This is a genomic window from Modestobacter sp. I12A-02662 (genome assembly GCF_041028325.1).
In the GTDB taxonomy this organism is placed as follows: Bacteria; Actinomycetota; Actinomycetes; order Mycobacteriales; family Geodermatophilaceae; genus Modestobacter.
In genome coordinates this window covers 1-1,191 of record NZ_JABGDE010000028.1, presented here as the reverse complement: position 1 = coordinate 1,191, position 1,191 = coordinate 1, and the positions used below count along the sequence as shown (strand labels likewise).

Below are 1,191 nucleotides of genomic sequence, written 5' to 3'. Positions count from 1 at the left end.
AGGCCGTCGACGAGCTGTCGAAGATGGCCAGCGACCTGCGCACCACCGTGGGCCGCTTCACGTACTGATCGACGGCGGCCTTTCCGAGTCGATCTCCTGTGTCGACAAACCATCTGCGGAGAATGGCGACCGGCACTTCTGGAACACGCGGGTGCAGAGCAGCGCATCTGCGTGACAGCCGGACGCCATTCTCTGAGAGCCCTCCCGTGCACCTGGGGCCCAGTTCCACGAGGAGACGGCAGCGCGGCCGTGCTCGGCACCGAACGTCCGCCGGATCCCACAGGAAGAGACACAGAGAATGAGCACCGCAGAAGCGCGCCCCCGGTCCCGCTGGATGGCGGACCGCTCGGTCCGGACGAAGATCCTGGGCGCGGTCGCGCTCGCCTCGGTCACCGCTGTGGGCGTGGGGGTCCTGGCCGTCGACCGGCTCGGCGACCTGCGGGACGCGCGCGCCCAGGAGCTGAGCTCGTCCCTGCCGTACATGGACGCCCTCGCCGACATCGCCGTCACGGCCAAGGCGACGGCGAACGACGAGCGCGGCTACCTGCTCACCGCCGACCCGGACTTCGCGGAGGAGGTCGACAGCCGACTGGAGAAGATCAGCGGCCTGTTCGACGACGCGCGGGCTGCCGCCGCGACGCCGGAGGAGAGGGCGTTCCTGGACGAGCTGCAGGTCGGCGTCGATGCCTGGTCGGCGAGCATGCAGTCCGAGTTCGTCCTCTTCGCCACGGACCCGCAGGCGGCGGTGGCCCAGGCGATGGGGCAGACCCGGGACCTCCGCAAGGTCTACGAGGAGGTGCTCACGCAGGGGCAGCAGGACGCCGAGGAGCTGCTCACGACCGGTGCCGGCTACGAGCAGGCGGTGTCCGACGCGGCCAGGACCATGGTGGTCGTCTGCGCGCTGGGTGTCCTCGTCGCCGTCATCGTCGGATGGCTGGTGGCCGGCTCGGTCACCCGTGGGCTGGGTCGGCTGCGGCGGGCGGCGGAGCGGCTGGCCGCCGGTGACCTCACGGCCGACGTCGGTCTGGACCAGCGGGACGAGGTGGGCCGGACGGCGGCGGCCCTGGACGGCGCCCTGGGCCAGCTGCGCACCGTGATGAGCACGGTGGCGTCGTCCGCCGATGCGGTGGCGGCGTCGTCGGAGGAGCTGTCGGCCTCGTCGGCGCAGATCTCGGCGTCGGCGGAGGAGAC

The 1,191-nt window shown here is 71.7% G+C and carries 1 protein-coding gene; it reads left to right on the top strand.

The annotated features are described in order from the left end of the window. Positions 1-298 precede the first annotated feature (298 nt). Positions 299-1,191, top strand: an 893-nt coding sequence (locus HL189_RS22435; protein WP_369135952.1) for a HAMP domain-containing protein, incomplete at its 3' end; no start/stop codon positions are given.